This window comes from Stutzerimonas stutzeri, assembly GCF_024448955.1.
Classification (GTDB): domain Bacteria; phylum Pseudomonadota; class Gammaproteobacteria; order Pseudomonadales; family Pseudomonadaceae; genus Stutzerimonas; species Stutzerimonas stutzeri_AQ.
Genome location: NZ_JAMOIH010000007.1, coordinates 166,372 through 178,928, shown reverse-complemented (window position 1 = coordinate 178,928; position 12,557 = coordinate 166,372). Strand labels below are relative to the sequence as shown.

Genomic DNA, 12,557 nt, shown 5'->3' with positions numbered 1-12,557 from the left:
TGGCTGAAGGGTTCCCTTGGCGCAAATTCGAGGGAGTGTAGGAATGCCGTTCCGGTGGGTCAACCCGACGAACCTGTTTTTGGGGAATGGTCGACTCCGTCAGAAGCTATCTTTCCAGGCACGCAGGGCCGCGAAAACGGCTTCCGCTGTGGCAAGTTCGCGCCCTGCGTGTCGGCTTGCCGCAGCGGCCACGACCGGCTCGGTGCTACGCAGAAAGGGATTTGTGGCCAGCTCGGTGCGTAGATCAGAGGGGAGGGTGATGCGTTTCGCCTCACGCATCTGGACGACTCGTTCGAGGCGCTCGGCAATCGCCGGGTTGCCCGGCTCGACCGCTTGGGCAAAACGCAAATTGCTCAAGGTGTATTCGTGCGTGCAATAAACGCGTGTTTGCGCCGGCAGCGCTGCCAGTCGTCCTAGTGAGTTGAACATCTGGGCTGCGGTCCCCTCGAAAAGGCGACCGCAGCCTGCGGCAAAGAGGGTGTCGCCGCTCAGCAGCCAAGGATCCTGAGGGTTGTCATGATAGTAGGCGATATGGCCGCTGGTATGGCCGGGTACATCGATGACGTCTAGATCGTGATCGAGGATGCGGATGCGTTGTCCATCGACTAGAGCCTCGTCCCGGGCAGGAATATTCTCTGCGGCCGGGCCGTAGATCCTGGCTCCATGTCGGGTCTTGAGTTGCTGCACCCCGCCCACATGATCGTGGTGGTGATGGGTTATCAATATATCGGTCAGACGCCAGTCGGGATGCGCGTCCAGCCACGTCTGAACGGGGGCGGCATCGCCTGGGTCCACCGCTACGCAGCGACGTTGCTCAGGATCCAGGAGCAGCCATATGTAGTTGTCGATGAACGCGGGCAGTGCTTCGATTTTCAACATGGGACCGGTCGCCAAGTCATTAGCAAAGGCGCATCCTAGCAGTCGAACTGGAAAGTTGAACCGACCGGTAGCATTTATCGGTTCGGCCGAACCGATGAACGGAGGCTAACCATGAGTGAGTCTTGTACCAAGTCGGATGACCGCTGGCTGTCGCTAATGAACGATGCCAGCGCCTGGTTCGACAGCCCGTCGGGCCGTCAATTGCTGACGCAGGAGCAGCAGGCGATCGATCAACAGCTATCGCGTTGTTTTGGCAGTTATCTGGTGCACTACGGCCCTTTTGCAAGCGCTCCGATCGAGTCGCAAAAAATCAAGCGCAGTGTCCGGCTGGGGCCGCCGCTTCCCGGAGTCGAGATCGTTTGCGAAGAGCAATCTTGGCCGATCGGTGAACATGCCGCTGATGTCGTCGTGGTTCAGCATGGCCTCGACTTCAGCCTGTCACCGCATGCCTTGCTGCGCGAAGCAGCTCGTAGCGTTCGGCCGGGCGGCCATCTGGTGATCGTCGGGGTCAATCCGTGGAGTGCCTGGGGGGCGGCGCGTTTGCTGTCACGCAAGGCCTTTCGCCACGCTCGTTGCATCCGCCCCACACGCGTCGGCGATTGGCTGAACCTGCTCGGATTCGCACTGGAGAAACGTCGGTTCGGGTGCTATTGTCCGCCGCTTTCTTCGAGCGCTTGGCAGGCGCGATTGTCCGGTATGGAGATCGCCGGCCAACGGCTGCAAATGCCTACTGGCGGTTTCTACCTGCTGGTGGCGCGAAAGCTGATGGTGGGGCTGCGTCCTCTGCGGCAAAGTCGTCGGGAGCGTATGGGTCAGCTGTTACCAATGCCGGTGGCGAAAGTCAGCCGCCGCGATGCCGAACAGTAAGGTCGAACATCCTTCATGAGTGATGACATAGTCGAGATATACACAGATGGCGCCTGCAAGGGTAATCCTGGTCCCGGTGGCTGGGGCGCGCTGCTTATCTATAAAGGTGTAGAGCGCGAACTTTGGGGGGGCGAAGCGGGCACTACCAACAACCGTATGGAGCTGATGGCGGCGATTCGCGCATTGGAGGAGCTGAAAAGGTCATGCCCGGTGCGATTGGTAACCGACTCCCAATATGTCATGCAGGGCATCAACGACTGGATGCCCAACTGGAAGAAGCGCGGCTGGAAGACAGCTACCAAGCAACCGGTAAAAAATGCTGATCTATGGCGATTGCTGGATGAGCAGGTCAATCGTCATCAGGTGAGCTGGCAGTGGGTGCGCGGGCATACCGGCCACCCGGGTAACGAGCGCGCCGATCTTCTGGCCAATCGCGGCGTAGTGCAGGCCAAACGACAAACCGCTTGAGTGAGTGAAATATGCGTAGCGTAGTGCTGGATACCGAAACCACTGGCATGCCGGTGACCGACGGCCACCGGATCATCGAGATCGGCTGTGTCGAAGTCATCGGTCGCCGCCTTACCGGTCGGCATTATCACGTGTATCTGCAACCGGATCGCGAAGTGGACGAGGGCGCGATCGCGGTCCACGGCATCACCAATGATTTCCTGACCGATAAACCACGGTTCAAGGATATCGCCGATGAGTTCTTCGAATTCATCAAGGGCGCCCAGCTGATCATTCACAACGCAGCGTTCGACGTCGGCTTCATCAACAACGAGTTCGCTCTGCTCGGACAGCAGGATCGCGCCGAGCTGAGCGATCACTGCAGCATTCTCGACACCCTGCTAATGGCCCGTGAGCGTCATCCGGGGCAGCGCAATAGCCTCGATGCGTTGTGCAAGCGTTACGGGGTAGACAACTCCGGTCGCGATCTGCACGGCGCTTTGCTCGATGCGGAAATTCTCGCCGACGTCTTCCTGACGATGACGGGCGGGCAGACCAATCTGTCCCTGGCCGGGGACGGCGCCGATTCTGAAAACGGCGGCCGCCAACAGGCGACGCCGATTCGGCGTCTGCCTGCCGATAGAGCTGGAACCTTGGTCATTCGCGCCAGCGCCGAAGAAGTCGCTGCACATGCGGCGCGCATGCAGGCGATTGAAAAAGCGTCGGGAGCAGCACCGCTCTGGGTTCAGCTGGAACACCCCGCCGACATCGAGGCGGAAGCCTTGCCTGCTTGAATCTTTAGCGCTGACGTAGGTTTTGCCGCGTCAGCCTGGCGCAATCGCATTTCACGCTTGGTGCTTGGGGGCGGACCTTCTACGCTGAAGGGGAACGCTCTCAGGAAGCACTCATGTACAAAGATCTGAAATTTCCCATCCTTATCGTTCATCGCGACATCAAGGCTGATACCGTCGCCGGCGAGCGGGTTCGCGAAATCGCGACTGAGCTCGAGCGCGACGGCTTTCATATTCTTCCTACCGCAAGCGCTGCTGAAGGCCGTATCGTCGCTTCGACGCACCATGGCTTGGCCTGCATTCTGGTCGCTGCCGAAGGTGCGGGTGAGAACCAGCGACTGCTGCAGGACGTCGTAGGGCTGATCCGCGTTGCCCGGCGTCGTGCGCCACAGCTTCCTATATTTGCGTTGGGCGAGCAGATCACCATCGAGAACGCTCCGGCCGAAGCGATGGCCGATCTGAATGAGCTGCGTGGGCTGCTGTATCTCTTCGAGGATACGGTGCCTTTTCTGGCGCGGCAGGTGGCACGAGCTACACGCGCCTATCTGGAGGGCCTGCTGCCCCCGTTTTTCCGCGCGCTGGTTCAGCATACGGGCGACTCGAATTATTCGTGGCACACGCCGGGTCATGGCGGTGGGGTTGCTTTTCGCAAGAGCCCGGTCGGCCAGGCATTTCACCAGTTTTTCGGCGAAAACACGCTGCGATCCGATCTGTCGGTATCGGTGCCCGAGCTCGGCTCGCTGCTCGATCACACAGGCCCGCTGGCGGCAGCCGAGGCGCGTGCGGCGCGCAATTTTGGCGCCGATCATACGTTTTTCGTCATTAATGGCACGTCGACCGCCAACAAGATCGTCTGGCACTCGATGGTGGCGCGCGACGACCTCGTACTGGTGGACCGTAACTGCCACAAGTCGATACTGCACTCGATCATCATGACCGGCGCGATTCCGCTCTATCTGGTGCCATCACGCAACGAACTCGGCATCATCGGCCCCATCCCGCTCGAGGAGTTTTCACAGGCGTCGATACAGGCCAAGATCGATGCCAACCCGCTGACCCGCGGGCGTGCGCCGAGGGTGAAGCTGGCGGTCGTGACCAACTCCACCTACGACGGCCTCTGTTATAACGCCAACCTGATCAAGCGAACCCTCGGGAACAGCGTCGATGTGCTGCATTTCGACGAGGCCTGGTACGCCTATGCCGCGTTTCACGAGTTCTATGACGGCCGCTATGGAATGGACACGCGTGAGCAAGGGCCCCTGGTGTTCACCACCCACTCGACGCACAAGGTGCTGGCGGCGTTCAGCCAGGCCTCGATGATCCATGTGCTCGATAGCAAGCAGCGACAGCTGGATCGAGATCGCTTCAATGAAGCCTTCATGATGCATATCTCGACGTCGCCACAATACGGCATCCTCGCATCGCTCGATGTGGCTTCGGCCATGATGGAAGGCCCTGCTGGCCGCTCGTTGATTCAGGAGACCTTCGACGAGGCGCTGAGCTTTCGGCGAGCGCTGGCCAATCTTCGGCAGCATCTACCTGCGGGCGACTGGTGGTTCAGCATCTGGCAGCCCACGGCGGCGGACGGGGCCGACGAGCTGGTCACGGCGGACTGGTTGCTGGAGCCTGAAGCGGACTGGCATGGTTTCGGCGACGTCGTGAATGACTACGTGCTGCTCGATCCGATCAAGGTCACGTTGGTCACTCCGGGGCTTACCGCCGGTGGCAAGCTCGGCGAGCGGGGTATTCCCGCGGCCGTCGTCAGCAAATTTCTCTGGGAGCGAGGCTTGGTGGTGGAAAAAACTGGTCTCTACTCGATCCTTGTTTTGTTTTCCATGGGGATCACCAAAGGCAAGTGGAGCACTTTGCTAACCGAGCTGCTGGAGTTCAAACGGCACTATGACAACAACGTACCGCTGTGTGATGCACTGCCCTCCGTAGTGCAGGCCGGCGGCAGCCAGTACGTCGGCATGGGGCTGCGAGACCTCTGCGATTCGTTGCATGACTGCTATCGGGAGAATGCGACCGCCAGAGCCATGCGGCGGATGTATACGGCGCTACCGGCGTTGGCGATGAAACCGGCTGATGCCTATGACAAGCTGGTCCGTGGCGAGGTGGAGGCGGTGCCCATCGAAGCGCTGGAGGGCCGTATCGCCGCTGTGATGCTGGTGCCTTATCCGCCTGGGATTCCGCTGATCATGCCAGGCGAGCGGTTCACTGCCGAGACGCGCTCGATACTCGACTACCTCCAATTCGCGCAACGTTTCGCCGCGCGCTTTCCGGGCTTCGATGCCGATGTCCATGGGCTGCAGCTTGAGGATCATCCGGACGGCATGCGCTATACGGTCGATTGCATCTTGGAAGGTTGATTGGCCGCCTTGCCGGTATCGCCGAATGTCAAAGCTGATGTTGCGCAAGGCCGTGGGCTGGATCACAACCTCCTGCATCGACTTTCACCCGGCTGTTGTTATAGTTGTTCGGCTGAGAGCAGTCCCTGGGGAGGGACTGTCCCACTGTTTCAGGCACTGAGGTGCCTCGGCTGTCGAGGATGATAGCGTGACTGAATACCAAGCCTTCCGTGTGGAGTTGAAGGACAAAGTCGCTTATGTAGCGATCAACCGGCCGGACAAGCTCAACGCCATGAACGCTGCGTTCTGGAGCGAAATCGTTGAGATCTTTCAATGGATTGACGATACGGATGAGGTAAGGGTGGTCGTGTTGTCCGGAGAGGGCAAACATTTTTCGGCCGGTATCGATCTTCAGTTGCTGGCACAAGCCGCCATGCAGATGGGCACGGATATCGGGCGCAACGCAGAAAGCCTGCGCCGCCAGATACTTAAGCTTCAGGCCTCGTTCAATACAGTGGATAACTGCCGAAAGCCGGTTATCGCAGCCATCCAGGGTTATTGCATCGGCGGTGCAATAGATCTCATCGCCGCATGCGATATGCGTTACAGCACGCTCGATGCGCAATTCTCCATCAAGGAGATCGACATGGGCATGGCTGCGGATGTCGGCACGCTGCAACGCCTGCCGCGGATCATCGGCGATGGAATGATGCGCGAACTCGCCTATACCGGACGAAGCGTAGATGGACAGGAAGCGCAGTCCATTGGTTTGGTCAATCGGGCGTATACCGACCAACCCGCCCTCATGGCTGCCGTATTCGCACTCGCGGCTGAGATCGCCGCGAAGTCGCCGGTCGCTATTCGCGGCACCAAACAAATGATCCGCTATATGCGTGACCACCGTGTCGACGATGGCCTCGAGTACATCGCTACCTGGAATGCGGCAATGCTTCAGTCGGCCGATCTCAAAGTCGCCATGGCCGCTCATATGAGCAAACAGAAACCGGATTTCGCCGACTGATGAACCATCTAAACGTTGCGCGGGAGGCGCGCTAGGCATGGTTACCGGAGCTACTTCACTCAGCCTGGTTCGCGATGAGTTGTTCGCCACCATGGAGGAGGCCGAGCAGAGCCTCGAGCATTTCATCATCGACCGTAATAACGGCAGCCTGCTGCAACAGGCTGTCGAAAATCTCAAACAGGTTCGCGGGACCCTTAAGCTCATCGAGTTGACGGGAGCCGAGCTGCTCGCACAGGAAATGCTTCAGCTGGCAACTGATATTCCGGTTGGCGCGGGCGGCGAGCGCGATACGCAGCTGGCCGCGCTGAGCAACGCGCTGTACGTGCTGGAGCGCTACCTGGAAAGCGTCGACGCGACTCGTCAGGAAATGCCTGAACTGTTACTCCCGGCGATCAATGCGTTGCGCCTTGCCAGCGAGCAATCACCGTTGCCCGAAAGCTTTTTCTTCAGCGCTCGGCTAGACCATGCCCGGCCTCCGGTGGTTGCAGCGGTGCGGGAGCCTGCCGTACGAGCGACCGAAGCTCGGCGTTTGCGCCAGATGTATCAAGTCGGTCTGCTTGGCTTCATTCGCGAAGACAACGCTGCGGCGAGCCTCAAGCTTATGGCACGGGCGCTTAGCCGCTTGGATCTGCTGTTCGCCAGTACGCCTGCAGGGCGTCTGTGCTGGCTGGGTAGCGCAGCTGTGGAGGCGCAGCTGGATGGTCAGCTGCTCCCTCGTCAATCGCGCAAACAGTTGTTCTCCAGGCTCGACCGTGAGCTTCGACAGCTCACCGGCAATGCTACCTACGAGCCGCCGCGTGTTCTGCTCAAAGAGCTGCTGTATCTGGTTGCACTGGCAGAAAGTAACGGACCCATGGCTACCCAGGTTCGGGAAATCTTTTCTCTTGGCCCGCTTCCCTTTACCGATCACCTTCTCGAGGACGAGTCCCAGCGTCTTGCCGGTCCCGGTCAGGCAGTGATGCGCTCGTTGTCATCGGCGATTCGCGAGGAACTGGCAAGCCTCAAGGATCTGCTCGACCTCATCGAAAGACAAACGGCTCCGGCCGAATCCTATGCCACTCTGCACAGCCTGCTGGGCAAACTGGCAAAGACCTTGGGAATGGTCGGTCTGTCTTCGGCATCAAGCACCTTGCATGCACAGCTCGCGACAGTGTCGAGCTGGAGCGCGGGGGAGGCACCGGATTCGCCGGCTTTGCTCAAATTGGCCGATGCGGTGCTATACGTCGAAAGCATGGTTGCAAGCCTGGAGCGCGGCGAGCGTCGTGATACGCGCCCGCAAATTGCACAGCCAGGTCATGAAGCCGAAGCGTTCGCCAATCACCAGCTCACCGAAGCTTGCATCGTTGTCATCGGAGAAGCGACCGCAGGCTTGGCATTGGCCAAGCGCGCCATTACTGCCTATCTGGAATCCAACGGAGAGAAGCTGCATCTGGCTAACGTCCCCTTCAGTCTGATGGCGGTTCGTGGCGGGCTGCACTTCTTGGAGCAGAATCGCGCCGCCGAGCTGATCGGTGCATGCGCTGACTTCATTCAGAAACAGATGCTCGAAGGCGTGCAGATGCCCTCTGAGCAAACGCTCGAGACACTGGCTGATGCGCTGACCAGCCTTGAGTACTACCTCGACGGCGGAGCGATACTGCGGCGTGACGATTCACGTGCCAGCGTGCTGGACCTCGCGACCGAGAGCGTCAAGGCATTGGGTCTTCCGGTGGCGGCCTGATGAGCTTGCGCTGGCAGCCGGCATTGCTTGACCCTGCGGGCGAAGGCGGGTGGGCGGTCGTACATTGCCAGCATGGCTTTCTTTTCGACGCCAATGGCGTGCTGTTTCCGAGAGGCTGGCTCAAACGCCTCGAGCTACCGCTGCTCAGCGAGCAGGGCTTGGGCTATTTCGACGGTGACCAGGTGTTTTTGCTGGAATTGGCGCATCCGGTCGAGGTGCCAGGTGCGGCCTGGCAAAGTCTGCGGCAACTCATGATGCAGGATGACGATACCGACAGATTCCGCATGCTGGGCTTCGCGGCACAGATCGGCACTTGGGCCAATCATCATCGTTTCTGCGGCAGTTGCGGCAACCCGATGCGTCAGCATCCGACGGAGCGGGCGATGCAATGCGAGACCTGTGGCATTCATCATTACCCGCGCATCTCCCCGAGTATGATCGTTCTTGTCACCCGTGGCGACGAACTGCTGCTGGCCCGTTCACCGCGGTTCGCACCGGGTGTCTACAGTACGCTGGCAGGCTTCGTTGAACCGGGCGAATCGGTGGAGCAATGTGTTCGACGCGAAGTGCATGAAGAGGTAGGCGTTTCGATCCAAGAGCCTCGGTACATTTGCAGCCAGGGCTGGCCGTTTCCGCACTCGCTCATGCTGGGGTTTCATGCCGACTACGCGTCAGGTGAAATCGTGATGCAACCTGAAGAGATCGAAGATGCCGGCTGGTTCTCCATCCATGATCTGCCCGCGCTCCCGGCCCAAAAATCCATAGCACGTTACCTGATCGAGCTGTATCTGGCGCAACGGCTAGGCCGCCCCGAACCAATGCTGCCAGGCTAACCGCAGGCTCAGAACCAGTACGACCGAAATGAAGATCGGCCGGATGAACCTTGATCCGCCCTGGATCGCCGTGCGTGCGCCAAGGTAGGCGCCGCCCATCAAGGCGATACCCATCCCGATACCCAACGCCCAGGCAACGTGGCCGCTGATGATGAACACGGCGAGTGCGACACCGTTGCTAACGAAGTTCATGCTGCGTGCCACGCCGCTGGCCCTGAGCAGGTCGAGTGGGTAAAGAAGCATGTTGCTGACCGTCCAGAATGCCCCGGTACCGGGGCCGGCTATGCCATCGTAGAAACCCAGCGTCAGGCCTTGTGGCCATTGGCGGCGCTTGCCAATTGGCGCAGCCTCAGCTCGTGGCGTGGTCGGAACACGACCAAAAAGCAGATACAGTCCGCAGCCGAAAACCACCAAAGGCAGCAGTTGATTAAGCCAATGAGCCGGGATCAAATGTGCCAGTCCAGCACCCAGCGCTGCTCCGATGGCGGTGGCCACGAGCGCGAATCGCCATTGCGCCGGATCAAACAGCTTGCGGCGATAAAAGGTGTAGCTCGCCATGGCCGAGCCGAATGTCGCAGACAGTTTGTTGGTGCCGAGAACCAGATGCGGCGGCAGGCCCGCAGTCAGCAATGCGGGTAGCGTCAATAGCCCACCCCCACCGGCAATCGCATCGATGAACCCTGCTAGAAAGGCTACGGCCATGAGGGCGGCCAGCACCAGAGGGTCCGCAGCGAATTCAAGCATCGGTATGGGTTCTCGTGAGCGAACAAGGAGATCACAGGCGATGCATGATGCCGTTTGCATCGTGATAAGCCAATGGCATGCCGTTCAACACGGCTTCCTTGCTGTTCACCAAGAGAAAGGCAGCAGAATGTCGACTCGTTGCCACTGTTCCGATCTGTCGCTGGATGCATGATATGGGGCTGCGGATAATGCCCCGTCAGGTTTGTAGGGAAGGCGGGTCATGCAATATCTGGGGCTGGCAGTGGTTGTCGCGCTAGTCGCGTTCATCATTGCACTGATAGCGGTACGCATGCTGTTTGGCGGAAATTGGCTGCTTGGCTGGTTGCGCGGCACCTTCGGTATGCTGGTCCTCGCGCTGGCTGGGCTGATCGGCCTGGTTGCCTGGGACGTCAAAACTTATCAGCCCCTCGCCCAGGGCAAGCCGCTGGCTTCGCTGTCATTTCAGGCCGATGGTCAACAGCGCTACCAAGTCAGGATCGAGGAAGATAAGCATGTCCGCTTTGTCACGCTGGAAGGCGATCTCTGGCAACTCGATTTGCGGGCGCTTCACTGGAAGGGTTTGGCGGCATTGATTGGTTTGAAGCCCGGCTACCGACTTGAGAAGCTTTCGGGGCGTTACCTGGCCGTCGAGCAGCAGAATCAGGCTCATCATCCGTACGTCGAGCTCGGACATAGCTGGGGCGGAGTGGATTTCTGGAACTGGCTGCAGCGTTGTCGCTGCGCATCACTGATGTTCGAGGCGCAGGCCCGGCGAATCAGCTATCTGCCAATCGCTGATGGCGCTGTCTATACATTGGAGATGGCTCCCACCGGATTGCGGGCGAAGCCGGCGAATACCGCTGCCGAGCAGGCAATGAAGAATTGGTGACGTCGAGGACTCAGAAAAAAGGGAACCCTAGGTTCCCTTTCGTCGTTTAAGCCTGATCAGGCAAGGTAGCCGCCGTCCACGTTGAGCGACAAGCCGGTGGTGTAGCTCGATGCATCGCTGGCCAGATACAGGACGGCACCGGCCATTTCACTTGGGTCGGCGACGCGATGCAGCGGGATATGACGCAGCGCTTCTTCACGGATCGAGTCGTTCTTGACCAGTGCCGAGGCGAACTTGGTGTCAGTCAGGCCTGGTAGCAAAGCGTTGCAGCGAATGCCCTGCGGTGCGCATTCCTTGGCAAAAGCCTTGGTCATGTTGATGACCGCGGCCTTGGTGACCGAATAGATCCCCTGGAAATTGCCTGGTGTCACGCCGTTGATGGACGCAACGTTGATGATGCTGCCGCCACCATGCTCGCGCATCAACTTACCAGCCTCGACGGACATGAAGAAATAACCGCGAATGTTCACGTCGACGGTCTTTTGGAATGCCGAGACGTCGGTATCGAGGATGTGGCAGAACTGCGGGTTGGTCGCTGCGTTGTTGACCAGAATATCCAGCCGGCCAAACTGCTCCCGAATCTGAGCGAAGACGGCCTGGATCTGCTCCAGCTCACCAATGTGGCAGGCCACCGGCGTCGCCTTGCCACCCGCGGCAACGATTGCATCCGCGACAGCCTGGCAGCCTTCGATCTTGCGGCTGGAAACAATGACGTGGGCACCTTGCTGAGCCAGAAGCTTGGCAATCGCTTCGCCAATACCGCGGCTGGCACCCGAGACGAACGCGATCTTGCCGTCCAGATCGAACAGAGTGGTTTTGCTCATGGAAACTTTCCTCTTGGTGAGCTGTGTTACAGCTTCGATTTGTTAATGACCTGCAGGCTCACATGCTCGAGCAGGGCGTTCATTTGAACGAACCTCGCGAACCGCTTGTCCTGTGTCTGGCCATGGAAATAGCGGTAGTAGATCTGCTGCACGATAGCGGCGAGGCGGAACAGGCCGTAGGTGTAGTAGTAGTCGAAGTTGTCGATGCGAATGCCAGCACGCTCGGCGTAGTAATCGACGAATTGCTGGCGAGTCAGCATGCCTGGAGCGTTGCTGGGCTGCTTGCGGATCAACTGCATAGGAGGCGGATCCGTCGCTTCGATCCAATAAGCGAGCGTATTACCCAGATCCATCAGTGGGTCACCAAGGGTAGTCATTTCCCAGTCCAGGACGCCGATGATCTCCATTGGGTTATCTGGGCTGAGAATCACATTGTCGAATCGGTAGTCGTTGTGAACGATTGCCGGCTTGTGATGATCCGCTGGCATCTTATCGCGCAGCCAGGCCTTTACCTGTCCCCAGGCGGGTGCGTCAGGCGTGATCGCCCGCTCGTAACGGTCGATCCAGCCGTTGATCTGACGTTGCACGTAACCTTCGGGTTTGCCCAGGTCGCCCAGGCCGCAGCTGTTGTAATCGACGTTGTGGAGCTCGACGAACTTGTCGACGAAGCTTTTGCACAGCGCGGTCGTTTGGTCTGGGGTGAAGCCCAGCTCGGCGGGAATATCCTCTCGCAAGATGATGCCCTTGACGCGCTCCATGACATAGAACTCGGCACCTATAAGCGTCTCGTCAGTGCAATACGCATAGGCTTTGGGACAGTATGGAAAACCAGCGTTTAGCTGATTGAGAATCCGATACTCGCGGCCCATGTCGTGTGCCGACTTGGCCTTGTGGCCAAACGGAGGGCGACGTAGCACGAACTCCTGCTTCGGATATTCCAGCAGATAAGTCAGGTTGGACGCGCCCCCTGGGAACTGCGTGATATCCGGTGTGCCTTCCAGACCAGAAATCTGGCCTTTCAGGTACTGGTCGATGACGTCGGTAGGCAGCTCTTCACCGTCTCGTATGCGGCTGGTCTGATCTGTTAATGCCATGCTTGTCCCTTTTTATAATCGATGCCGATGAGCAGGTCATTGGCAGGCGCGCATTCGATACCCTCTGACCATTCGGCGTTCGTAATCTAATGTGCGGTACGGGCATCACCAAGCAAAGTGC

Annotated in this window: 12 protein-coding genes; 8 read left to right on the top strand and 4 right to left on the bottom strand. The window is 59.1% G+C overall.

Going from position 1 to position 12,557, the window contains the following annotated elements; translation table 11 throughout:
- Positions 1-99: 99 nt before the first annotated feature.
- Entirely contained in the window at positions 100-879 is a 780-nt protein-coding gene (gene gloB / locus NA645_RS09975) for a hydroxyacylglutathione hydrolase (protein ID WP_256048654.1), read from the bottom strand.
- A 111-nt stretch (positions 880-990) separates the two neighbouring features.
- Between gloB and NA645_RS09970 the strand changes: the two genes are divergently transcribed.
- The 7 genes from NA645_RS09970 to nudC all read left to right on the top strand — a co-directional run bounded on the left by NA645_RS09970 (position 991) and on the right by nudC (position 8,906).
- Positions 991-1,746, top strand: a complete 756-nt coding sequence (locus NA645_RS09970; protein WP_256048653.1) for a class I SAM-dependent methyltransferase — start codon at positions 991-993, stop codon at positions 1,744-1,746.
- Positions 1,747-1,761: 15 nt separating this feature from the next.
- Positions 1,762-2,214: a ribonuclease HI gene (rnhA, locus tag NA645_RS09965; RefSeq protein ID WP_256048652.1), complete on the top strand. Its 453-nt coding sequence runs from the start codon at positions 1,762-1,764 to the stop codon at positions 2,212-2,214.
- Between the two features lie 11 nt (positions 2,215-2,225).
- The gene (gene dnaQ / locus NA645_RS09960) at positions 2,226-2,987 is read left to right on the top strand and encodes a DNA polymerase III subunit epsilon (RefSeq protein ID WP_256048651.1); all 762 of its coding nucleotides are present in this window, start codon (positions 2,226-2,228) and stop codon (positions 2,985-2,987) included.
- A 113-nt stretch (positions 2,988-3,100) separates the two neighbouring features.
- Positions 3,101-5,353 (top strand): arginine/lysine/ornithine decarboxylase, encoded by a 2,253-nt coding sequence (locus NA645_RS09955; RefSeq protein WP_256048650.1) that lies wholly within the window; start codon positions 3,101-3,103, stop codon positions 5,351-5,353.
- Between the two features lie 187 nt (positions 5,354-5,540).
- Positions 5,541-6,353, top strand: coding sequence for a crotonase/enoyl-CoA hydratase family protein (locus NA645_RS09950; protein WP_256048649.1), 813 nt, complete (start codon positions 5,541-5,543; stop codon positions 6,351-6,353).
- A 37-nt stretch (positions 6,354-6,390) separates the two neighbouring features.
- Positions 6,391-8,073 (top strand): ferrous iron transporter B, encoded by a 1,683-nt coding sequence (locus tag NA645_RS09945; RefSeq protein ID WP_256048648.1) that lies wholly within the window; start codon positions 6,391-6,393, stop codon positions 8,071-8,073.
- Complete coding sequence (nudC, locus tag NA645_RS09940; RefSeq protein WP_256048647.1) at positions 8,073-8,906, top strand: NAD(+) diphosphatase; 834 nt, start codon at positions 8,073-8,075, stop codon at positions 8,904-8,906. The genes NA645_RS09945 and nudC overlap by 1 nt, the downstream gene beginning before the upstream one ends.
- On the opposite strand, the gene NA645_RS09935 is transcribed toward nudC, so the two are convergent.
- Complete coding sequence (locus NA645_RS09935) at positions 8,874-9,650, bottom strand: TSUP family transporter (RefSeq protein ID WP_256048646.1); 777 nt, start codon at positions 9,648-9,650, stop codon at positions 8,874-8,876. The genes nudC and NA645_RS09935 overlap by 33 nt on opposite strands.
- 220 nt (positions 9,651-9,870) lie before the next feature.
- On the opposite strand from NA645_RS09935, the gene NA645_RS09930 reads away from it, so the two are divergent.
- Positions 9,871-10,518: a hypothetical protein gene (locus tag NA645_RS09930; RefSeq protein WP_256048645.1), complete on the top strand. Its 648-nt coding sequence runs from the start codon at positions 9,871-9,873 to the stop codon at positions 10,516-10,518.
- Between the two features lie 56 nt (positions 10,519-10,574).
- Here NA645_RS09930 and NA645_RS09925 read toward each other — a convergent pair whose 3' ends face one another.
- Complete coding sequence (locus tag NA645_RS09925) at positions 10,575-11,342, bottom strand: SDR family oxidoreductase (RefSeq protein ID WP_131648659.1); 768 nt, start codon at positions 11,340-11,342, stop codon at positions 10,575-10,577.
- A 26-nt stretch (positions 11,343-11,368) separates the two neighbouring features.
- Entirely contained in the window at positions 11,369-12,436 is a 1,068-nt protein-coding gene (locus NA645_RS09920; protein WP_256048644.1) for a phosphotransferase family protein, read from the bottom strand.
- Between the last annotated feature and the right edge of the window lie 121 nt (positions 12,437-12,557).

Coding starts and splice junctions, on each gene's coding strand:
- NA645_RS09935 (WP_256048646.1), bottom strand. CDS start 9,650: ATGCTTGAATTCGCTGCGGACCCTCTGGTGCTGGCCGCCCTCATGGCC.
- NA645_RS09920 (WP_256048644.1), bottom strand. CDS start 12,436: ATGGCATTAACAGATCAGACCAGCCGCATACGAGACGGTGAAGAGCTG.
- NA645_RS09955 (WP_256048650.1), top strand. CDS start 3,101: ATGTACAAAGATCTGAAATTTCCCATCCTTATCGTTCATCGCGACATC.
- dnaQ (WP_256048651.1), top strand. CDS start 2,226: ATGCGTAGCGTAGTGCTGGATACCGAAACCACTGGCATGCCGGTGACC.
- NA645_RS09925 (WP_131648659.1), bottom strand. CDS start 11,342: ATGAGCAAAACCACTCTGTTCGATCTGGACGGCAAGATCGCGTTCGTC.
- rnhA (WP_256048652.1), top strand. CDS start 1,762: ATGAGTGATGACATAGTCGAGATATACACAGATGGCGCCTGCAAGGGT.
- NA645_RS09970 (WP_256048653.1), top strand. CDS start 991: ATGAGTGAGTCTTGTACCAAGTCGGATGACCGCTGGCTGTCGCTAATG.
- nudC (WP_256048647.1), top strand. CDS start 8,073: ATGAGCTTGCGCTGGCAGCCGGCATTGCTTGACCCTGCGGGCGAAGGC.
- NA645_RS09930 (WP_256048645.1), top strand. CDS start 9,871: ATGCAATATCTGGGGCTGGCAGTGGTTGTCGCGCTAGTCGCGTTCATC.
- NA645_RS09945 (WP_256048648.1), top strand. CDS start 6,391: ATGGTTACCGGAGCTACTTCACTCAGCCTGGTTCGCGATGAGTTGTTC.
- gloB (WP_256048654.1), bottom strand. CDS start 879: ATGTTGAAAATCGAAGCACTGCCCGCGTTCATCGACAACTACATATGG.